This is a genomic window from Pontibacter oryzae (assembly GCF_003576375.1).
GTDB lineage: Bacteria > Bacteroidota > Bacteroidia > Cytophagales > Hymenobacteraceae > Pontibacter > Pontibacter oryzae.
Genome location: NZ_QWGE01000005.1, coordinates 329,092 through 351,047 on the forward strand (window position 1 = coordinate 329,092; position 21,956 = coordinate 351,047).

Genomic DNA, 21,956 nt, shown 5'->3' on the forward strand with positions numbered 1-21,956 from the left:
AAAGGATAGAACAGCTTCTGTATGGTTATCACTAAAATGCACATTCGTGCATAAAAATGGCTTTCCTGCGCGGTTTTGCACTTTTCCAGACCAAACCTCCAAATATTACTACTAAATACTGATCGGGCTCAAGTGGCTATTCATATAGAAATGAGTTGCATTAGTATAATCTGTTTTAGCGGTAGAAAATTGCTTAGTTACTTTGTCATGTGGAGAATGGGAGCACGCTGGCCGAGAGAGTTATTTCTGGCATAACGCCTTACAACGCACTAAAACAAAAACTATGAAGAAGAATCTACTACTGATCCTGCTTGGCCTGAGTACCACGGCAGTATTGGCCCAATCGCCGCAAGCGGCACAACAAGAACAACAGGTTGTTATACCTGGCACTGCGGCCCCCAAAGGCAACGCCCGCATCAGCGGCACCGTGCTGGATGCAGCCACCAAACAGCCCATCGAGTTTGCCACAGTTGCACTGGTTAGCCTGAGCACGGGCAAGCCCATCGACGGCACCATGGCCGACGACAAGGGCCGTTTTACCATTCAAAAAGTAGCTGCCGGCAAGTATAAACTCAATGTTTCCTTCCTGGGTTACCAGCTGCAGGCCGTTGAGAACGTAAACGTTGCCTCCGATAACGATGAGGTAAGCATCGGGACGGTAATGCTAGCCACTGATGCCAAAAAGCTAAGCGAAGTGGTTATTACTGGTGAGAAGCCGCTGGTGGAAGAGAAGATTGACCGCACCGTTTACAATGCCGAGAAAGATATTACCAACGCAGGTGGCAACGCCGCCGATGTGCTGCAGAAAGTACCATCTTTAAGTGTGGATACTGATGGCAACGTGCAGCTGCGCGGTAGCTCTAACGTGCGCGTGCTCATCAACAACAAACCTTCGTCCATCATGGCGAGTAGTGTGGCTGATGCATTAAAGCAAATTCCGGCGGATATCATCAAATCAGTGGAGGTGATCACCAGCCCATCGGCCAAGTATGATGCAGAGGGAACGGCCGGTATCATCAACATCATCACTAAAAAAGACAGTGGCCTGGAAGGCGTGAGTGGCTCTGTAGCCGTGACCGCCGGTACACGCGCCAGCAACGGCAACGGTAGCCTGAACGTGCGCCGCGGCAAGCTGGGCATTAATGCCAGTGCCAGCACCGTGCAGTTTTACAACCACGGCGACATGAGCAATGTTACACGCTTTTATGGGGCTGACTCCAAAACCCGCTCTCAGGTAGGAGATACCGACATCCGGGGTGGTTTCTACAACGGCTTACTTGGGTTTGACTATGAGCTATCCCCTAAAAACAACATCTCGGGCAGCATACGCCGCAACGGCGGCGAGTTTAAGATGGAGAATGGCCAGAGCCAGACCTTTACTGAAAACGGCCAGCAGGTAGCCAACGAAACATTTAATACTAATATCGAGAACCGTAACCAGCGTGTGGGCACCGACCTGAACCTGGACTTTGTGCATACCTTCGCGAAGCCTGGCCAGGAACTCGCCATCCTATCGCAGTACACCATGACGGACACGGACACGCGTAACAACCAGGACCGTTTTAACGAAGGAGAGGCTCCTTTTTACCTGCAGCGTAACCAGAACGATGGTGCCAATAACGAGTTTACAGTACAAGTTGATTACGTGCAGCCATTCGAAAACAAGACAAACCTGGAAGTTGGCGCTAAAACCATCCTGCGTGATGTAATGAGCGACGGTTGGTTCAAGGACGTTTTTGAGAATAAGGCAGAGCAGGAAGCACTTGCATTTGATTATGCGCAGGATGTATACGCTGCTTACGCCACGTATGGCTTTGCACTTAAAAAGTTAAACCTGAAGCTGGGTGCCCGTTTTGAGCAGACCGAGATAGATGGCGACTACAAGCAAGTAGACGCAATGGGCACGCCCTCGAGATTATCTTTCTCTGATAGCTATAACAACCTGATTCCGAGTGTAGCGCTTTCTTATACCTTGAAGGAGAAGCACACGCTTAAAGCAAACTATACCCAGCGTATTCAGCGCCCTTCTTTGTTTTACCTAAATCCGTTCAGGCAGGAACAAGCGCCCGGAACCGTTGTGCTGGGTAACCCTAAGCTGGATCCAGAGCTAACGCACCTGGCAGAACTGGGCTACAGCACTTACTTCAAGACGTCGTCAATCAGCGCTAGCTTATACATGCGCCAGACCAACAACGCTATTGAAACAGTTAACGATAACTCTGAGCTGGAAAATAACATCACGATTATCACGTTTGACAACGTAGCCAAAAACAAGACCTATGGCATGAGCCTTTACGGGTCGGTGAAGCCGGTTAACAAATGGACAGTAGGCGGATCGGCGAACGTATACTTCGTGGATCTGAAAAGCGACACACTTTCCAACAGCGGCTGGATGTATAACATCAACATGAACTCCTCTTATGATTTTGGCAAGGGTTTAAGCGCACAGTTTAACGGTGGTTTCAACTCACGCCGCATTAACCTACTCGGCGAGTTCGCATCGTTCTCTTACCACAACCTGGCTATCAAGAAAGAGCTGTTTGAGGGCAAAGGCGGTATCAGCTTGGGCTTGGATAACCCTTTCCGGAAGAGCATGAAGATGAAAAACGATGTGGAGGCCTATAATAAAAGTGGCGAGTTGCTATTTACGCAGCAAACCCGCATCAACAACTATAACCGTGGCGTACGCGTGACCTTCGATTACCGCTTCGGTAAGATGGAGAAATCGAAGCCGCGCCGCAAACGCAGCATCCGCAACGACGACACCAAGCAGGGCGACGGCAACGGCGGCGCAGGCGGTATCCAATAACGCTACAACAACTACTACCTATACCTATCTACTACTTAAAAAGGCTCCGCTGTAATGGCGGAGCCTTTTTTTAATGCGTTTTATGGCAGATTGCCTGGATTGCCTTAGCTTGCAGCATGGCATTATCATTTAAGAGTGATACCCGGCGCAACTGGGCGATCCGTTATACTTTCTTTTTCCTGGGGCTGATATGCTTTGGTTTGGGCATTGCTTTCTCGGTGAAGGTTAAATACCTGGGCCTGCACCCCTGGGATGTGCTGAATGTGGCCCTGGCCGATAAATTTGGCTGGAGCATTGGCATCTGGAGCGTACTGGTTGGCCTGGCCCTAATCGTGATCTCCTTATTCATCAGCAGAAAGTACATTAACATCGGCACCTTTTTAAACGCCCTGCTCATTGGCCCCATATTAGACTTTTTTCTTTGGTTGGATATACTTCCTGAGGCCAGCCATACCTGGGCCGATTACCTTATACTTGCCGTAGCCATACTTATTATTGGTGTGGGCGGAGGCTTGTATGTGGCAGCAGGCATTGGCGCTGGTCCGCGCGATGGCTTCATGCTAACCGTATCGGATCGGACAGGTTTTTCAGTCAGTAAGGCTAGGATCTTAGTAGAGTGTGTGATACTAGGGATCGGTTATCTTCTCGGTGGGCCGATATTTATCGTCACCTTTCTCTATACTTTTATACTTAGCCCGGTATTCCAGCTATCACTTACCGTGTTTGCAAAGCTTCGGGATGCTTTAAGCCAGCCTAAACCTGAGAAAGCAGAAGCACATTAAGCAAAAAAGGCAGCTGGGGAGCTGCCTTTTTTGTGGTTACTTTAGCGTTTCATAGAGTTTCTTGGACTTTACGTGCAGCGAAAACCAATCATAATTAGTGCGAAGCAGGGCAAAGTTCGTCCCTTCCACTACGCCGTTCACACCTTTCTTAGCCAGGGCATCGGCTAATACGTTGTCCTCAATCACAAAAGAATCAACCACTAAGCCGCCATCAACAAATGAGCAAGCTAGGCCATTCTCTTTTGATTTGTACAAGAGCGTTTTGCTTTTCTTTAGTCCGTTCTCGATTCTTTCCAGTTCTTTCATACTTTTTACGCTTATACAGTACACACATTCTAAAGAGCCTCATAGTTCAAAAGTCAATAAGAATAACACAAAAATTACGATTTTATACGTGGGCAACCCACTTTTAAGGGTAAATGGTATCAGATCGTACTTGGCTATTTTCAGATAGCGTTTAAGCTATGAGACTTTTTACTTCAGAAGCTTGTAAAAATCACCTGTCACACATAAATGGCAGCAGGTTATATACTTAAGAACAATAAAAAAGGTTGATATATTTATATAATTATTTAAAGTTTAAACAAAATTTAACCATTAATTATTCGTCAATCTCTTGAACTTAAGAGTAAGTTAACAACTACTCTATAGGATAATATCATGAAGTAGTAACGTGATGTAAATTCATCATCTAACACTGGCTCAAGTTGTAGCCTATGAAAAAAGCAATCTGGTAAGTTAGTGCAATTTCTGGAACTGCGATTTGGGCCAAACTTTCTTGCTTGCAAATCGTAAAAACCCAGAAGCAATAGTTATCTGGCTATATAGCGTTTTTTGATTTTAATAAACGGCTCTCTGGCTTTAAACGTAAACATCATTGTGCTGCAGGGGCTGCCCTACTTTGTAAGCCATTGCGCACAACCTCTGACCGGATTTTACCACTACCCTTAACCCTTTACAAACGTGTATCAGGCAGACATTAACACTACCCAAACATATTTACTGGAAATTCTGGAGCGTAGCACCACTACGGAAGGGCTTACTTGGCTCACCAATAAAATGGCTGAGGTAACCACAGCAGAGCACAGTAACAGAGCACTTTACCTAGCCTTTAGCGCAGCACCAAGGTTTATTGGCAGAGACAGGCTCAGGCTAAACCAGCAGGAAAAGGAAATGGCCTCTATGCTGCGCCCAGGCTTTACTCCTGTGCATTGGAGTGCTGCCCAAACTGCCCGCACCCTGCTTATACTCTCGCTGCCGCATCAGGATGGAGAGGCGTTTTACAAAGCCATAGAGCAACTATTTAACACCGCAGATATGGGCGAGCTAGTGGCTTTATACGCCGCCATGCCTTTGCTGCCTCACCCAGAGCTGTTTCGAAAACGCGCTGCCGAAGGCTTCCGCACCAACATGGGCGACGTGTTTGAGGCCGTGGCCCTCGACAACCCCTACCCTGCCGACTATATGGAGGAAGACGCCTGGAACAACATGGTACTGAAAACGCTCTTCGTGGGCAAGCCCGTGTACCGCATCTATGGCATCGAGAAGCGCAGAAATGCTAAGTTGGCCCGCATCCTCTCCGATTACGCCCACGAGCGCTGGGCCGCAGGTAGGCCGGTGTCGCCGGAGCTTTGGCGACCAGTTGGCCCGTTTATCGACGAGGCCATACTTGAGGACATCAAAAAGCTGTTTGCGCAGCCCAACGAACTGGAGCAGGAAGCTGCCGCGCTTGCCTGTGCCCAAAGCAGCAGCCAGTCGGCCAAAGCCCTGCTGGATGCGCACCCGCAACTGAAAGCCCGCGTAGAGAACGGCGAAATTACCTGGAGCCTCATCGGCGACAAGGCCCTGGCGGCCAACTAATCAAAGTATTAACCTATTTACAGCAAAACCCTTTATACTATCTAGCATGAATACGCACAACCTGATGCTGATTGATCCGCATATCCACATGACTTCCCGTACCACCGACGATTACGAGCGCATGCGCCAGGCAGGTATTGTGGCTATTATCGAACCTGCTTTCTGGCTCGGCCAGCCGCGCACCGAGGTTGGCTCCTTTAAAGATTACTTCAGCAGCCTGGTGGGTTGGGAGCGTTTCCGGGCAAGCCAGTTCGGCATCAAACATTACTGCACCATCGGCTTAAACTCCAAGGAAGCCAATAATGAGGCGCTTGCTGAACAAGTGATGGAGCTGCTGCCCCTGTTTGTGTGCAAAGAAGGCGTGGTAGGCGTGGGAGAGATCGGTTATGACGACCAGACACCTGCAGAGGATCGCTATTTCAGGGCGCAGCTGGAGCTTGCCAAAGAGGTAAACCTGCCCGTGCAGGTGCACACCCCGCACCGCGATAAGAAGGCCGGCACCATCACAAGTATGGAAGTATGCCTGGAGCATGGCATCGCCCCTGACATGGTAGTGATAGACCACAACAACGAGGAAACCGTGAAAGACGTGCTTGATCGTGGGTTCTGGGCCGCATTTACTATTTATCCTAACTCAAAAATGGGTAACGAGCGCATGGTCGAGATCGTGAAGAAGTATGGCTCGGAGCGCATTATCGTGAACAGCTCTGCCGACTGGGGCGTAAGCGACCCGCTTTCGGTGCCAAAAACCGCTTCGCTGATGCTGGAGCGCGGTATAAGCATAGAAGACGTGCGCAAGACCTGCTACCAGAATGCTCTGGACTCTTTCGGTAAAAGCGGCCAGATGCACGAGTCCGACTGGCTGGAAGGTACGGATGTGGACCAGCGCGAGAAGTTCTCGGATAATTCGGTGCTGCGTGGCGGGCAAACGCCAGTTGTTGGCGCCGTGGGTACGTCCGGAGGTTTAGAATCGAACATCGTACGCTAAGCATGACGAAACTAGGAGCATACCTTAGGCTGATGCGCCCGGCCAACATCATAACCGCCATCGCGGATATTATGCTGGGCTACGCGGCCTCGGGTGCCATTTTATCCCTACAGCTTTCGGGCAACGGCTTTGAGGCTGGTAATTTATACTTGCTGGGCTGGCTGGTGCTGGCCACCATTGGGCTGTACGGCGGCGGCGTGGTGTTTAACGATGTGTTCGATGCCGACCTGGACCGTGTGGAACGCCCCGAGCGGCCTATACCCAGCGGCAAAGCCAGCCTAACGGGTGCATCCATACTTGGCCTTAGCTTGCTGGCCGGTGGTATACTTGCCGCGTGGCAGGTTTCTATAGTAAGCGCTGCCATTGCCCTGGGTGTGGCCCTGCTCGCCCTGCTCTACGACTGGAAAGGCAAGCATCATACTTTGCTAGGCCCTGTAAACATGGGCGCCTGCCGTGGCGGCAACCTGCTGCTTGGCGTCAGCGCCATCCCGGCTGCCCTAGATAATATCTGGTTCATTGCGCTCATCCCCATTGTATACATTGCCGCCATCACCATGGTAAGCCGCGGTGAGGTGCATGGCGGCAATACGGCTGCCCTAAAAGGCGCTGTGCTGATGTATGGGTTAGTATTTGCCGGAATCATGGGGCTGGCTTTGCTGCCGCAGTTTAACCTGCTGTACAGCCTGCCGTTTCTGCTGCTTTTTGCCTGGCTTATCTTTCCGCCGCTTTTCAAGGCCATGCCGGCAAAGGAACCAAAACTCATTATTAAAGCGGTAAAGGCAGGCATTCTGGCCCTGATCGTGATGAACGCAAGTATAGCCGCTGGCTTTGCCGGCTGGCAGTACGGCCTGCTGGTTTTACTGCTGCTGCCCGTGTCCATGTACATCGCTAAAAACTTCGCAGTCACCTGACGTCAATCACTCATTCAAACAATTAATCACCATTAACTACCCCCGGATATGAAGACGATAGAACAGAATTTTGCAGTACCGTTTAGGTATGGGGTATACTTTACAGAGGACCTCTTCTCGGTTCAGAACACGCTTTTTACAGAAGTTCTCCAGAAAGATGGGGCCACCAAGCCGCGCAAGTTGCTCTTTGTAATCGATAGCGGTGTGGCCAACGCGCACCCTGAGTTGCCCGAGCAAATTCATGCTTTTGCCGCTACGCATGCCGACACCTTTGAACTGGCTGCCGATGTGCTGATACTACCGGGCGGCGAGGAAGTGAAAAACGACCCCGAACACCTGCAGATGGTGCTTTCTGCCATAAACAAGTATGGCGTTTGCCGGCACTCGTATTTGGTTGCCATTGGCGGGGGCGCCGTGCTGGACCTGGCAGGTTTTGCCGCTGCCATCGCGCATCGTGGCATCCGTCACATCCGCATACCTACCACCGTGCTTTCTCAGAATGATTCCGGTGTGGGCGTTAAGAACAGCATGAACGCCTTTGGCAAGAAGAACTTCCTAGGCACTTTTGCGCCGCCTTTCGCCGTCATCAATGACAGCAACTTCCTGCTCACACTCGAAGACCGCGACTGGCGCGCCGGCATCTCGGAGGCTGTAAAAGTTGCCCTGATCAAAGACATTTCCTTTTACCAAAGTATAAAAGAGGATGCCGCCAGGCTGGCCGCACGCGACATGGAGGCCATGCAGCGCCTGATATACCGCTGCGCAGAGCTGCACGTAGAGCATATCGGCGGGCTGGACCCATTCGAGCTTGGCTCCTCGCGCCCGCTGGATTTCGGGCACTGGTCGGCACACAAGCTGGAACAGCTCTCGCAGTACAGTTTGCGCCACGGCGAGGCCGTAGCCATCGGTATTGCCCTGGATGTGGTTTACTCCCGGTTAAGCGGCATGATAACGGAAGCGGAGCAGGATGATGTGCTGGCCCTGCTGCAGGAGCTGGGCTTTAGCCTGTATGCCCCGGAACTGGCCCAGCGCGAAGCCAACGGACAGCTTGCCGTGGTGCAGGGCCTGCGCGAGTTCCGCGAGCACCTGGGCGGCGAGCTAACCATCATGCTGCTGCGCCATCTTGGCCAGGGCGAGGAGGTTCACCATATAGATGAGGCACTTGTACAGGAGGCTATTAGCCTTTTGCAGAAAATGCACCAACCTCAGCCGCTAGCGCAAGTATAAGCACAGACGGGGCCCTGGTTTCGTTTCAGAATACTGGGGCAGATTTTTTCACCAAAATTCATTGTAATGTACCTGGACCAAGGCTACCACCTGTCGTACTGTACCAACATACACCCCGGCGAAAGCTGGGCCGATACTTTCCAAAACCTAAAATCATACTTACCACCCCTGAAAAAGGAACTGTCGCCGGATAAGCCTTTTGGCATTGGCCTGCGGCTCTCTAACAAAGCCAGCGAGGAACTACTGGAAACTGGGCAGTTGCAAGCTTTTAAGCAGTGGCTGCAAGCGCAAGGGCTATACGTTTTCACCATGAATGGCTTTCCCTACGGAGGCTTTCATCATCAGGAAGTAAAAGACAAGGTACACGAGCCCGACTGGACACACCAGGACCGTTTGAACTATACCTTGCGGCTGGCCCAGATTCTGGCCCAGATACTACCCGAGGGTATAGAAGGCGGCATCTCTACCTCGCCCCTCTCCTATAAACCCTGGCTGCTTGGCGCAGAAGAGCAAAAGCGCAAATCTACCTACGCGCAAGCGGCCAAACACCTGGTGCAGTTGGTGGAAGAACTGATGACGCTGCAACAGGAAACAGGTAAGACCATCCACATAGACCTGGAACCGGAACCCGATGGCCTGCTAGAGAACTCTAACGAGGTGATTAACTTCTACCAGGAGTGGCTGTTGCCCGTTGCCTACCAGCAGCTGGCTGATAACGACCGTCTCAATCTAAGCAAAGAGCAGGTACACGAGGCAGTTTATACACACCTGCAACTTTGCTACGATGTATGCCACTTTGCCCTGGCCTACGAAAAACCCTCCGAAGCATTCGCCAAACTGAAGCATGCAGGTATAAAAATCGGGAAGATACAGCTTAGCGCAGCCCTTAAAACGCAACTCCCCGAAGACGTGGAAACGCGTGGTGAGATTGCCGAAACCATGGCCACGTTCGCCGAATCCACATACCTGCACCAGGTAGTGGAGCGCGACGCAAACGGCACATTAACCCAATATCCAGACCTAACCTTTGCCCTGCAGCACATCCGCAAGCCCAATGCCGTGGAATGGCGTACGCACTTCCATGTGCCCCTGTTTACCGATGAGTACCACATGCTGCACTCCACCCAAGACGATGTAGCCGAGGTGCTGCGCCTGCTGCAGCAAAACAATGTTACAAAGCACCTGGAGATAGAAACCTATACCTGGGATGTGCTGCCCGAAGACCTTAAAAAAGACCTTTCCGTATCCATCCGGCGTGAGCTGGAGTGGGTACTGGAGCATATCAACAAAACACACGATGCAGAAAACAGTAGTTCTGGACATAGTCGGACTCACCCCCTCGCTGATAGGTAAGCACACGCCGCAACTGGCCAAGTGGGCTGCCAAAGCACAGCAGACAAGTATAAAACCAGTATTGCCCGCCGTTACTTGCACGGCACAATCCACATACCTCACCGGCAAGTGGCCCGAGGAGCATGGCATTGTAGCCAATGGTTGGTATTTCAGGGATGAGGACGAGGTGAAACTATGGCGGCAGTCGAACAAGTTGGTGCAGGCGCCCAAAGTATGGGAAGTGGCCAAAGCCGCCGACCCGAATTTTACGGTTGCCAACATGGGCTGGTGGTACAACATGAACACCTCGGCCGACTATACCTTAACGCCGCGCCCGCAATACCTGGCCGATGGCCGCAAGCTGCCCGACTGTTATACCCAACCCGCCGAACTGCGCGATATACTGCAGGAGAAACTGGGCACGTTTCCGCTGTTTAACTACTGGGGCCCGAAAACGTCCATTAAATCGAGTAAATGGATTGCCGATGCCAGCAAGATAACCGAGGAGCTGTACAACTCCACGCTCACGCTTATCTACTTGCCCCACCTCGATTACAACCTGCAGCGCCTCGGCCCCTCGGACCCGCGCATTGCCAAAGACCTGCAGGAGATCGATGCTGTAGCCGGCGACCTGATCAGCTTCTACGAGGCCAAAGGCGCCCAAGTGATTGTGCTGTCAGAGTACGGGATTTCGGATGTGAACCAGCCAGTGCACCTGAACCGCGTGCTACGCAAGCAGGGCTACCTGAACGTGCGCGTGGAGCGCGGCACCGAGCTGCTCGACATGGCCATGAGCGACGCCTTTGCCGTAGCCGACCACCAGGTAGCGCATGTTTACGTGAAAGACCCCGCCAACATACCTGCGGTAAAAGCGCTGCTGCAACAGGTGGATGGCGTGGACGAAGTATTGGAAGGCAAAGAGCGCTACAAGCATAGGCTGGCCCACGAGCGTTGCGGCGAACTGGTAGTGGTGGCTAAAGCCAATGCCTGGTTTACCTATTACTTCTGGCTCGACGACAAAAAGGCCCCTGATTACGCCCGCATGGTAGACATCCATAAAAAGCCCGGCTACGACCCGGTAGAGATGTTCATCGACCCGAAAATAAAATTCCCGTTGCCGCTGGTGGCCAGCAAGCTGCTGCGCAAAAAACTGGGTTTCAGAACCGTGCTGGATATTATTCCGTTGGATGCCACGCTGATAAAAGGCTCGCATGGCCGCATTCCGGATGATAAAAATGAATGGCCGCTGCTCCTGACAAAGTATGAACCGGAAATACCGAAGGAAGTAGCCGCTGTGGATGTGTTTGACATTATACTGGAACACCTGCAAATCCCCAAACCGGAGCCAGTGTTTATTGCCTGAGTATAGAAAGCTACAGCATTATATCCCAAGGAAAGGTCATAAAAAAAGGTAGAAGAAACTTCTACCCCTTTCCTGGAGATAAATTCCTATGCTTTTACAGCATACTAACTGATGTTTTTATTTCTTTTTGTGAGAGAAAATCCATGATAAAAGCTCCGGCTCCTTAAAGGCGTAGTCCCAGCTATTGTGGTTTACGCCCGGGTAAACGGTGAGCTTTACGTCGCTGCCTGCTTCCTCCAGCGACTTCGCCATTGCCTTAGAGTGCTCCACAGGCACTACGCTATCAACCTCCCCATGAAAAATCCAGAGGTCTACTTTCTTTGCATATTTTTTGGCGCTCTCAGGCGCCCCACCGCCACATATTGGGAAGGCCGCCGCAAAAGTGCTTGGCTTCCGGCGCAGCAATTCGAAGGTACCCATGCCGCCCATAGAAAGCCCTCCCAAATACACACGGTCTTTATCCACGTAACCGCTCTTACGCAGCTGTTTCAGCAAACCAAGCAGACTCTGCATTGCCTCGGTAGGCTTGCCGCTATCCTGAAAATTGAATATCCGCTCGCCGGTTTCGTCTTTCACGATGTCCACGTTAGACCAATAGCTGTCTTTGGGGCACTGCGGAAATACCACAATGGCCGGAAACTGCTCTTGCTCCTCTAAAAAGCGCTTTGCCCCGTAAACCAACTGCGCTTCGTTATTATTGCCACGCTCTCCGGCACCGTGCAGAACCAGCACCAGCGGGTATTTTTTAGATGGGTTAAACCCCTTAGGATAGAGGATGCGGTAAGGTAGCGTATCGTTGCCGTTGGTATACATTTTTCGCTCATAAGCATCCAACTCGCCTTGCTGTGCCTGCGCATCAATACTTGCCAACAGTAACAGCAACAGGGCCAATAATCGGTAGGTGTGTTTTAGCATATTGTGTTGCTTTCAGTTTATTAAAGTTATTCGGCTTTTATGATTTTAGATGTTTTGCTTATGCCGTTCTCACTAAACGCCTCTACCCGGAAGTAGTAAGCTGGATTTACATTCAATGCATTCAGATCATACTTCGTTTCCTGGTAGATCATGACGGAATTGTAAAGTTTATCTGGCGCAATGCCGTAGTATAGATGATAGCCTTGCGCCCCTTTTACCGGCTGCCACGCCAGCTTAGCCTGCAACCTGTCTGAAGACCTGGCCACGCTGAATTTTGCCGGAGTTGCAGGTATTCTTCCTGCCCCCTTTCCAAACACACGTAACCCGGAAATAGCCAGGTTTGGCGTTGGCACATGGTAATTGGTAAACCGAACATAACGTGCTTTCTGTGGCCGAGGCAGTTCTACATAGTCGTTGGGAACATCCTGCTTGCTCTGACGTTTATCCACCAATGTATTCCACTCCTTTCCATCCAACGAGTACTCCAACAGGTACTGATGGTAGAGCGTATCAGGCTTTCCGAAAATATTGGATTTATAGTCGTGGTAGTTTAGCTGTACGGCGTATACATCACTGGCTTGCTCTAGATCAATCTGCAGCCATTCGCCAGGCTTGTTAGTTTGGGCTACCCAGAAGCTTTTTATACTTTCATCCACTACATTTTCCGGCACGTGATTTTTCTGCGCCGAAGAAGCTTCTACAGGCTTATTGTAAGACAGCAGCATCCAGCCGGTAAATAAGCTTCCGCGTTTTTTGTTCTCCGGCGATGGCAGGTAATGCGGATAGTCGCCGTAAGCAGTGTTGGTGTAGAGTTGGCCGTCCTTATCAAAGCCTGCCGGGAACTGCCCAATGCGGCGCTCAAAGTTGAAATTAATGCCTATTACCATGGTGCCGTAATGCCACCAGTCACTCCAAGGGTCCTGAACGGTGCTACCGTGGCCGGCACCCCTAATAAAGCCGCCTCGTTTGTAAGAAAAAGGACTGTACTCCTGGTAAGTAAAAGGTCCAAGGGGTGTGTCTGCCGTGTAAACACCGTCTGCATACACATTCCATTGCGTGCCAGGCGCAGCATATTGCAGGTAATATTTGCCGTTATACTTTGTCATCCAGGCGCCCTCCAGGTAACCGGCTGTGGTATCGGTGTGGTTTTCGCCAAAGCGTTCCCAGCCGTGCTTTTCGGGGTCTAGTGCGATGAGCTTTTTATTTTCACCCTTCGGTAAAAAATAGTGCTTTGGGTTTAGCTCCATCCCCTGCAGCGGATGCGTGTTAGACGACTCGTGGTAGAGGTAAACACGTTTGTCATCATCTACAAAAAGCGCCGGGTCGTGCAGCGTGACCGGCAGCACAGACGGTGCCCCCCGCCATGAGCCCACTTTTGGGTTATCGGTGTAAATAACAGATTGCGCAGAAGCCGGGTTTCCAAGCGCTAGCAGTACCGAATCACCCATGGGCCAGGCACCGGGAGCGTTCGATGACTCAAAATACCAGCTCTGTGGCCTTATAAATTTCCAATGGCGTAAATCTTTGGAGTGCCAGTAGCCCTGCGAGCGAGTAACAAACATGTAGTATTCTCCACGGAAAGGCACTACTGCCGGGTCGGCGCCGGAGCGGAAAGACCAGCCACGGCTGGCATGCACAATGCTATACGTGTAATCAATGTTGATGGGGTTGCAATACGTTTGCTGCTCCTGCGCCACTGCCGCAAAGCTCAGCAGCCAAAGTATAAACCCAGCAAACATAGCCTTTCGCCATACTTTAAGTTTTATGTTTTTGATGTTGCTATAGCTGTAATTCATACATTTATTTTGAGGATACACATCTGAAACCGGTATTCTCCAGCCCTGTGTCCGGTGATGACTTCATGCGTGAGGTAACCCTGTAGCCTTTGCAGTAACTACTATGGCACATAAAGGAGCCGCCCCTCAACACGCGTTTCGGCATACCTGGCTCCTGCGGGTCGTGGCTGCTGGTTGGCCCTACGGGGTTTAGAGCTGGTGCCGTGCTTGCTGTACCGTAATAATCCGCTGCATACCAATCTGAGCACCACTCCCATACATTGCCGGCCATGTCGTAGAGGCCATACTTGTTTGGGGCAAAGCTTTTTACCTGGGCTAAGCCTGCATGCTTATCCCAGGTGGTGTTACGGTCCGGAAAGCGGCCCTGCCAGGTGTTAGCCTTAGGTTTACCGGCTTCTATGTCCTCATCGCCCCAAGGGTAGCGCTTGTTTTGGGTGCCTCCGCGGGCAGCATACTCCCATTCGGCTTCGGTGGGCAAGCGCTTGCCGGCCCAGCGGGCATACGCCACTGCATCATGCCACGACACGTGCACCACCGGATACTCCTCGCGGCCTTTAATGCTGCTGCCTGGGCCTTGCGGCTGCCGCCAATTCGCATGTTTTTTCCAGTTCCACCATTGGCCCGGGTTATTCAGGGGCACCTGCTGTTGTGGCGGGGTAAACACCAGGGAGGCGGCAACTAACACACTGTCGGGTGGTTTTGGCGTGCCGGGAGGCAGTTGTTTTTTTAGCTCTTCCCAATCCGGAGCGCGTTCGGCAGTGGTTACGTAACCAGTGGCTTCCACAAAAGCGGCAAACTCTGCATTGGTCACCTCGGTGGCATCCATCCAAAAGCCGCTTACCTTTACTTGGTGTTGCGGGTACTCGTCGGGGCGCCCCTCAGCATCGCTGGCGCCCATGGAAAAGGTTCCTCCATCTATCCAAACCATACCCTCATGCGATACTTCCTTAGCTGTTGTTGCAGCCGAATCAGGCTGGCTGGCATACCGTGCAGGCATACCGCTGCTGCACGACGGAGCATCGCTGACGGTAGTATTAGCCTGTCCGTTTTCCTCAGCGGCAGGCTGGCAGGCCTGTATCATAAGCAGGATGGCCACAAGCACCAAGAATGGCGTTTTAGAAGCTCGCAAAATCAACGGTTAATTTATTATGTTTAATAAGTATTTTTGTACGGCAGATCAATGCGTTTGTACGGAACGTTCTTAAGCGGGATCTGAAGGCCATTTGTCGCCTCAAGCCAGTTCCAAAGGTCTGCTTTCAATTCTCTGGCCACTTCTTCATACTTCGGGTTCCGGATCAGGTTGTTCATTTCCTGCGGATCGTTCTGTATGTCATAGAGCTCGTTTATGTCCCAAACCCCGTGGTTGTAGATGTACTTATACTTGTCGGTGCGTACCCCGAAGATGGTTGGCGTTTGCGGGAAAGCCCACTCCCAGTAGTATTCATAGTACATTTTGTTGCGCCATGGTATCTGCTCGCCTTTTAATAGTGGCAGAAAAGAGTTGCCCTGCATCTGCGCTGGCTTTTCCATGCCTGCCAGCTCCAGTATACTTGGGGCAATGTCTACGTTCATGATCATCTGCTCTACCTTGGTGCCAGGCTTAATCAGGCCGGGAGCGCGGGCAAGCAGCGGCACCCGTATCGACGCCTCGTAGGCATCGCGCTTATCAATCAGGCCTAGCTCGCCAAACTGGAAGCCGTTATCGCCCATGTAAATCACGAGCGTATTTTTATCGAGGCCTTCTTTTTTGAGCCAGTCCAGCACGCGGCCGATGCTCTCGTCCACGCTCAGCAGCGTTTCGAGGTACTGGCGGTAAAAATCGTCGAACTCTATGGCACCATCATACATGCCATCCACGCCGTGCCAACTGTTTCGCTGTGCCTTAACCCATTTTGGGATATCGTTAACGTTTACCGGGCCTTGCGGTGCCTGTACCTTGCCCCAACGCTTGCTGGAGTCGGTGGCCGTAAGGTACATGGACGGTGGACTTACCACCTGGATATCCTTGTACACGTCTTTGTGGCGCTTGGCAGGCATAAATTCAGAGTGCACGCCTTTGTGCGAGAGGTAGGCAAAGAACGGTTTATCTTTGTCGCGTTTTTTTAGCCATTCCAAAGTATAATCGGTCAGCAGATCGGTGGTATAGCTGCCTTCGGGTTGCTTTACTTCTTTGCCGTCAATGTTGAAGGTTGGGTTGTAGTATACGCCCTGGCCCTTAAAGCTTATCCATTTGTTAAAGCCGGGCTGTGGCTGGTCGTCGGTGTTGCCCATGTGCCACTTGCCGAAAAAGCCCGTTTGGTAGCCGCGCTCCTGCAGGTACTGCGGAAAGAAAGTTAGCCCCTCTGGCAGCGGAGCGCTGTTATCTACAATCTCGTGGTTGTGGGCATACTGCCCGGTAAGTATAGAGGCGCGGCTAGGCGAACATAGCGATGTGGTTACAAAGGCGTTCTGCAAATGTGCGCCTTCCTTTGCCATACGGTCCATGTTTGGGGTTTCCAGGCCAGGCACTTTGTTCATGAAGCCCATAAAATCATACCTGTGGTCATCACTGAGTATGAAGATAACATTCATAGGTTTTTTGGCGCTTTGCTGTTTCTTCTGGGCTTGCACAACGTACGGCAACAACAGAAGCAGCAGCCCAAAGCGGCTAAGTATGGTTTTAAGTGTGTTTCGGTATGTGATCATTGTAGATAGGGGAAAGTTTGAAAGATGGGTTGCGCCGCCAACCAACGTGCGGCCAGCGGCGCTTAATCACCCTAATTTACTGCGTTACTGTAAAGCTCGCCTCCTGCACATCGCGGGAGTTGGTGCCTACATATACCTTAAACTCGCCGGGCTCCAGCACACGCTGCAGCTCGTTGTTGAAAAACTTAAGATCCTCCGGTGTAATCGTAAAGGTTACGGTTTTGCTCTCGCCTTTTTTCAGGTTGATCTTCTCGAAGCCTTTCAGTTCTTTTACCGGGCGCGTGATCGATCCAACCACATCCTGCACGTACAGTTGCACTACTTCTTCGCCATCGTAGTTACCTGTGTTTCTCACATTCACGGTCACGGTCAGGTTCTCGTTGGCAGTGATGCTGCTTTTGCTCAGTTTCGGGGCCGAGTAGTTAAACGAAGTATAGCTCAAGCCATAACCAAATGGGTATAAAGGCTCGTTGGTCACGTCCATGTAGCGCGATTTATACTTATCCAGCAGCTCGCCTCCAAACGGACGGCCTGTGTTTTTGTGGTTGTAGTAGATCGGCACCTGGCCAACCACCTGCGGGAAGCTAGCTGTTAATTTACCGGATGGGTTGTAAGCGCCAAACAGTACGTCGGCAATAGCGTTTCCGGCTTCTGTGCCTGCAAACCACGCTTCCAGGATAGCATCTGCGTTTTCATCTTCCCAGTTCAGAGCCAACGGACGGCCGTTCATCAGTACAAGCACCATCGGTTTGCCTGTTTTTTTCAGGGCTTTAAGCAGTTCACGCTGCTGCCCCGGCAGGGTAATATCAGCGCGGCTTGCTGCCTCTCCAGTCATACCCTGCGCTTCTCCTACCACAGCCACGATTACATCAGACGACTGTGCGGTTTTAACAGCTTCGGCAATCATCTGCTCGGAGCTGCGCTTGTCCAGTTCCAGGTTACCGCCATGTGCGTTCAGGCGCTGGATCATTTGCTCGTCGTCGGTTAGGTTAGCTCCTTTGGCATAGTTTATTTTGATACCATTGCCAGCCACGTTCTTAATGCCTTGCTCCAGCGATACAGCCTGCTTCCAGTCGCCGGCGCCGCTCCAGTTACCGATCAGGTCGCGCTGGTTTTTGGCCAGTGGCCCGATAAGAGCAATGCTTCCGGTCTTTTTAAGCGGCAGCACCTGCTTCTCGTTTTTGAGCAGGACCATGCTTTTGCGGGCAATCTCGCGGGCAGCCTGGCGGTACTCCGGCTTCATCAACGTGCTCTTGGCGCGTGCCTCATCGGCGTAGCGGTAAGGGTCCTCGAACAAGCCAAGTTTATACTTTGCCTCCAGAATACGGCGGGTGGCAATGTTGATTTCTTCCTCGGTTACGGTGCCATCGGCTACAGACTGCTTCAGGTTTTTAAGGAATACCTCGCCTACCATGTCCATGTCCACGCCGGCTTTCAGGGCTAGTGCGCCAACCTGGGCCTCGTTACCCACACCGTGCGCCATCATCTCGTTAATAGCGGTATAGTCTGTCACCACAAAGCCATCGAAGCCCCACTGCTTGCGCAGCAGGTCTGTCATCAGCCATTTGTTGCCTGTGGCCGGCACGCCGTTTATCTCGTTAAACGAGGTCATTACGCTGCCTGCGCCGGCATCCAAGGCTGCTTTGTAAGGCGCCATGTACTCGTTGAACATGCGGTTCATGCTCATGTCCACGGTGTTGTAGTCGCGGCCAGCCTCGGCGGCACCGTAAAGGGCGAAGTGCTTTACGCAGGCCATTACGGTATTGGCTTTGGTCATGTCATCGCCCTGGTAACCACGTACCATGGCTCGTGCTACCTCCGAGCCCAGGTATGGGTCTTCGCCGGCACCTTCCGAAATACGTCCCCAGCGTGCATCACGGGCAATATCCACCATCGGCGAGAATACCCAGTTAAGGCCATCGGCAGTGGCCTCATCGGCGGCAATGCGTGCGCTGCGCTCAATGGCCTCCATATCCCAGCTCGTAGAAAGGCCCAGCGGAATCGGGAAAATGGTGCGGTGTCCGTGGATTACGTCGTAGCCAAACAGCAACGGAATCTTCAGGCGTGTGTTGTTAACGGCAAACTCCTGCAGCTTGCGTGCGGCAATAGGTGTGTACGTGTTGAAAACGCCGCCCACGTTGCCTTTGCGGATGTTCTCGTCCACGTTTTCGCTTACCACAGGGCCGGTTACGTCAAAGCCTACCGACACCAGGTTCAGCTGCCCGATCTTCTCATCCAGCGTCATCTTGCTAAGCAGCTCATCTACAAAGCGCTTCATTTCCTGATCGGACTGGCTCATGGCCACGGTTGCTGTGGCATTGCTTTGCTGGGCTGCGCCAGTCGGTTGCGAGGTACTGCACTGGGTACCCGTCAGGCCGATCGACATCAGTAAAGCGGTGCGTATGATTCGTTTCATGAATACTAGCTTTTAGTTATTTAATTAAGTATGGTGTTATTTCTTTTTTCCAGATCTGGTAGCCCTGCTGGTTCATGTGCAGGCTATCCTGAATAAATATCTGAGGTTTTGGCCGGCCGTTGGGAAGCATCATCTTGCTATACACATCCACGTACCTAGCCTTGGTCTGCTTTTTCAGGTAGGCGCATATCAGCTGGTTAGCCTCCTCTATTATCGGTTTATACTTTAGCCTGGATGGGCTGGGCTTGATGGACACAAACGCGATAGGCACCTGCGGCATCTCTCGGCGGATTTGCTCGAAAACGGTTTTAAAGCGGTTTAGCACTTCCGGGGCCTGTACCGTGTCGGAGGCGATGTCGTTCTCGCCGGAGTAGATCACGATCTGCTTAGGCTGGTACGGGAACACGATGTCGTTGAGGTAGCGCTGCAGATCCAGCAGGTTGGAGCCTCCAAAGCCTCGGTTAATAACGGTATGCTTCGGAAACATCTCCTGTAGGTTTTTCCACATCCTCACAGAGGAGCTGCCCACAAAAAGTATGGCGTTTGCAGGGGGCATCTGCGCGCTGTCCTGTTGCTTGAACTCTCGGATCTCGCTCCAAAATGGGGGTGTACTTTGCTGTGCCTGCACCGCTGGAGGTATAAGAAGTGCCACGCAAAGTATAACAAAGAGGGTAACTAGCTTCTTCATTAACTTTTCTCTTTTTCAATCTTCCTCAGTGCCTGCTGTATCTCTTTATTTTTCATAAACAGGTTCCAGATCAGGCCACTGCGGTGGTTTTCTATCATTACAGTGATGGGTGCCTGGTTTAGGCCCATGTACAGCGGCGATACCCAGTTCTCGTCCAAGTTAAAGGCATCGCGGAAGCCATAGCTGCCCCACAGAAAATGACCGTTCTCGCGGTAGTAGTGCTTCAGGGCCTGCATAGACTCCTGGGGCGTGTACGGGAAAGAGGCCAGCGCTCCGGTTGGGGTCATTTTTCCGTTGTCGGCGTGCGGCACGGGCTCGTTTGCCGAGTATCCCCACAAGCCGTCGGAGGCCGTTAATCCCCAACTTCCCTCGCCGTAGCCTTGGTGCTTTCCGGGGTTTTCAACACAGTAGCGATAGTTGATCTGGGCAATGCGGCGGTTGTTTTCGAAGTAGTTGGTATACTTATCGATGATCTTGTGCGGGTTGGGCCCCATAAATGAATAATGCACAAAAAACAGCGGCCCGCCATTCGAAACACCCACAGGCAGCTCGACGCCAAAGTATGATTTGCCATTGCTATACTTCGAGCCATCCGGCGTTCGGCCCCAGTCAGACCTGTACTTGATGGCTTTCTCGCTCTGGCTGGCCCAGCCGGTATAATACATGCTGGCCGGTATGCTGTGGGTAGGCGAAGCTATGCCCAACAGGTATACTACCAGCGTTTCGTTCCAGCCGATAAGCTGGTGGTTTAAAAACCACTCCTTGTCCGGCGACCAGTGCCATGTCAGGAAATCAGACTCCGGCTTTTTGCGGTACCAGCTCCACTCCACACCGCGCCATAACTTAGTTATCGTTTCTCGTATTTCCTTTTCCGGGGCATTAGCGGCATCAAGATAAGAGCGCGCTGCCAGCAAGCCCTGCACTAAAAAGGCTGTTTCCACCAGGTCGCCGCCGTTGTCTTTTTGCCCGAAGAAGGGCTCCACGTTGCCGGTCTCGCCGCTAATGAAGTGCGAGAAAGCCCCATGGAATTTCTCTGCCTTGTCCAGGTAGCGCACAATCTGCAGGAAGCGCTCGGTGCCCTGCTCGCGCGTAATCCAGCCACGCTCCATGCCTACCAGCAGTGCCATTAACCCGAAGCCCGATGCGCCGGAGGCCACCATGGTCCTGCGGCCCGGAATATTCTCCAGTGCCAGGCCTGAGTTTGGCTCGGCCCCCTCCCAGTAATATCGAAAGTTAGCCTCCTGCACCATGTCCAGTAGTTCGTCGTCGGTCATGGGGCGAGTAGCGGCTTTCTGGCTCCCGGAAAGCGCGGATTCACGGTAATCATCGCCGAGCAGGCTGATCTTGTAATAGAATGTCTGGCCTACGGTATCCACGTAGTCGGCGTAGCGGCTGATAGAAGGTATTTGTATGGCTACAGGTTTAAAGCTTTTGTTATCCGTGGAGCGGTATACCTGCACGTAACGCACGGTAGGGTCACGTATAGGCTCCCAGCGCAGGTCAACGTGCTTTTCGTAGCCTTTGGCAGCCAGCAGCTTAGGAGCCCCGGTATTTATACCTTGCGCGGGGCTAGCCGGCACAAACTCTAGCTGGTCCAAGTATAGCTCATGCCACTTTCCGTCCTCGGCCTGTTGCCGAAAGGCCACTACATCCACCTCCAGCGGCTTTTCAAAGGATATAGCTTTGAAATCAGCCAGCGGAATCTCTACTGTTAGCCAGCTGCCAGTTTCATACTTTTGGATGTAGCCCTGAAGCGGAAGGTATGCGGAGAAGGCTTTTGCCTCTCGCTTGCCCAGTGCAACCGCCGGAAGCTCAGCTGCTGCCGAGTTAGAAGCTACCTTCAGCCTGAAAACCAGTTTCTCCTGTGGCCTGAAAAAATCCATGCCGCGCACCGGGTGGTAGAGTACCTGCGCCTGCCACTGCCCACCCTTTGCCGATTTATACTTTAGCTCCAGCGCGTTGCCGGGCGTAAAGTGTACTTCCTCGCTCAGCGGCAGCTTGCCCTCGTGGTTCTTCACCCAGCTCGGCGAAGTATAGGACGCCGAAGTATAAAAATGATTCACCTGCATCAGTCCGTTGTCGAAAAACACACGGGTATAGGGTTGCTCCTGAGCGCGCAGGCCCAAATGGCATAACAATCCGATCAGCAGGAAAATACATTTTCTTATCATCCGTTCTTTATCT

Annotated in this window: 16 protein-coding genes; 8 read left to right on the forward strand and 8 right to left on the reverse strand. The window is 52.0% G+C overall.

The genetic code is table 11. From position 1 onward, the window contains the following. The first annotated feature begins 283 nt into the window (after positions 1 to 283). Both D1627_RS16210 and D1627_RS16215 read left to right on the forward strand, forming a co-directional pair. The gene (locus D1627_RS16210) at positions 284 to 2,809 is read left to right on the forward strand and encodes a TonB-dependent receptor domain-containing protein (RefSeq protein ID WP_119433318.1); all 2,526 of its coding nucleotides are present in this window, start codon (positions 284 to 286) and stop codon (positions 2,807 to 2,809) included. A 116-nt stretch (positions 2,810 to 2,925) separates the two neighbouring features. Next, the gene (locus tag D1627_RS16215; protein WP_119433319.1) at positions 2,926 to 3,591 is read left to right on the forward strand and encodes a YczE/YyaS/YitT family protein; all 666 of its coding nucleotides are present in this window, start codon (positions 2,926 to 2,928) and stop codon (positions 3,589 to 3,591) included. Between the two features lie 36 nt (positions 3,592 to 3,627). Here the strand turns inward: D1627_RS16215 and D1627_RS16220 are convergent, their stop codons facing one another. Beyond that, positions 3,628 to 3,897 (reverse strand): hypothetical protein, encoded by a 270-nt coding sequence (locus D1627_RS16220; protein WP_119433320.1) that lies wholly within the window; start codon positions 3,895 to 3,897, stop codon positions 3,628 to 3,630. Between the two features lie 657 nt (positions 3,898 to 4,554). On the opposite strand from D1627_RS16220, the gene D1627_RS16225 reads away from it, so the two are divergent. The 6 genes from D1627_RS16225 (at position 4,555) to D1627_RS16250 (ending at position 11,272) form a co-directional block, all read left to right on the forward strand. Next, a complete protein-coding gene (locus D1627_RS16225) occupies positions 4,555 to 5,451 on the forward strand; it encodes an EboA domain-containing protein (RefSeq protein ID WP_119433321.1) in 897 nt (298 codons plus the stop codon). A 46-nt stretch (positions 5,452 to 5,497) separates the two neighbouring features. Beyond that, complete coding sequence (locus D1627_RS16230; protein WP_199688450.1) at positions 5,498 to 6,439, forward strand: TatD family hydrolase; 942 nt, start codon at positions 5,498 to 5,500, stop codon at positions 6,437 to 6,439. A 2-nt stretch (positions 6,440 to 6,441) separates the two neighbouring features. Continuing rightward, positions 6,442 to 7,350 (forward strand): UbiA-like protein EboC, encoded by a 909-nt coding sequence (eboC, locus tag D1627_RS16235; protein ID WP_119433322.1) that lies wholly within the window; start codon positions 6,442 to 6,444, stop codon positions 7,348 to 7,350. 48 nt (positions 7,351 to 7,398) lie between these two features. Beyond that, a complete protein-coding gene (locus D1627_RS16240) occupies positions 7,399 to 8,577 on the forward strand; it encodes a 3-dehydroquinate synthase (RefSeq protein WP_119433323.1) in 1,179 nt (392 codons plus the stop codon). A 66-nt stretch (positions 8,578 to 8,643) separates the two neighbouring features. Continuing rightward, positions 8,644 to 9,930: a metabolite traffic protein EboE gene (gene eboE / locus D1627_RS16245; RefSeq protein ID WP_119433324.1), complete on the forward strand. Its 1,287-nt coding sequence runs from the start codon at positions 8,644 to 8,646 to the stop codon at positions 9,928 to 9,930. Continuing rightward, positions 9,875 to 11,272, forward strand: a complete 1,398-nt coding sequence (locus tag D1627_RS16250) for an alkaline phosphatase family protein (protein ID WP_119433325.1) — start codon at positions 9,875 to 9,877, stop codon at positions 11,270 to 11,272. Before eboE ends, D1627_RS16250 begins: the two co-directional genes overlap by 56 nt. 117 nt (positions 11,273 to 11,389) lie before the next feature. On the opposite strand, the gene D1627_RS16255 is transcribed toward D1627_RS16250, so the two are convergent. The 7 genes from D1627_RS16255 to D1627_RS18560 form a co-directional block, all read right to left on the reverse strand. Continuing rightward, positions 11,390 to 12,187 (reverse strand): carboxylesterase family protein, encoded by a 798-nt coding sequence (locus D1627_RS16255; protein WP_119433326.1) that lies wholly within the window; start codon positions 12,185 to 12,187, stop codon positions 11,390 to 11,392. Positions 12,188 to 12,213: 26 nt separating this feature from the next. Beyond that, the gene (locus tag D1627_RS16260; protein WP_199688451.1) at positions 12,214 to 13,983 is read right to left on the reverse strand and encodes a family 43 glycosylhydrolase; all 1,770 of its coding nucleotides are present in this window, start codon (positions 13,981 to 13,983) and stop codon (positions 12,214 to 12,216) included. Positions 13,984 to 13,987: 4 nt separating this feature from the next. Continuing rightward, positions 13,988 to 15,112, reverse strand: a complete 1,125-nt coding sequence (locus D1627_RS16265) for a formylglycine-generating enzyme family protein (protein ID WP_233555665.1) — start codon at positions 15,110 to 15,112, stop codon at positions 13,988 to 13,990. Between the two features lie 23 nt (positions 15,113 to 15,135). Then, entirely contained in the window at positions 15,136 to 16,668 is a 1,533-nt protein-coding gene (locus tag D1627_RS16270; protein WP_119433327.1) for a sulfatase family protein, read from the reverse strand. 76 nt (positions 16,669 to 16,744) lie between these two features. Beyond that, the gene (gene bglX, locus D1627_RS16275; protein ID WP_119433328.1) at positions 16,745 to 19,084 is read right to left on the reverse strand and encodes a beta-glucosidase BglX; all 2,340 of its coding nucleotides are present in this window, start codon (positions 19,082 to 19,084) and stop codon (positions 16,745 to 16,747) included. A 16-nt stretch (positions 19,085 to 19,100) separates the two neighbouring features. Further along, positions 19,101 to 19,772 (reverse strand): GDSL-type esterase/lipase family protein, encoded by a 672-nt coding sequence (locus D1627_RS16280; RefSeq protein ID WP_119433329.1) that lies wholly within the window; start codon positions 19,770 to 19,772, stop codon positions 19,101 to 19,103. Then, the gene (locus D1627_RS18560; RefSeq protein ID WP_119433330.1) at positions 19,772 to 21,943 is read right to left on the reverse strand and encodes a glucoamylase family protein; all 2,172 of its coding nucleotides are present in this window, start codon (positions 21,941 to 21,943) and stop codon (positions 19,772 to 19,774) included. Before D1627_RS18560 ends, D1627_RS16280 begins: the two co-directional genes overlap by 1 nt. Between the last annotated feature and the right edge of the window lie 13 nt (positions 21,944 to 21,956).